The organism is Brevibacterium sp. SIMBA_078 (assembly GCF_046534565.1).
In the GTDB taxonomy this organism is placed as follows: domain Bacteria; phylum Actinomycetota; class Actinomycetes; order Actinomycetales; family Brevibacteriaceae; genus Brevibacterium.
Genome location: NZ_JAWRYQ010000677.1, coordinates 1 through 229 on the forward strand (window position 1 = coordinate 1; position 229 = coordinate 229).

General features: G+C 52.8%; 1 protein-coding gene. It reads right to left on the reverse strand.

Going from position 1 to position 229, the window contains the following annotated elements; genetic code table 11:
* The coding region (locus SB749_RS21185) for a YqaJ viral recombinase family protein (protein ID WP_410712055.1) at window positions 1–229 on the reverse strand (229 nt) is incomplete at both ends.

Here is a 229-nt window from a genome sequence, read left to right on the forward strand (position 1 = left end):
GCAGGCGGTACGCATACTTTCGTCGCGATAGATGATCGGGGATTCAGTAACATTCACGCCGGAAGTGAATTCAAACAGGGTTCTGGCGTCGTTCTCGTACTGTTTTCCCCAGGCCAGTGCTTTAGCGTTAACTTCCGGAGCCACACCGGTGCAAACCTCAGCAAGCAGGGTGTGGAAGTAGGACATTTTCATGTCAGGCCACTTCTTTCCGGAGCGGGGTTTTGCTATC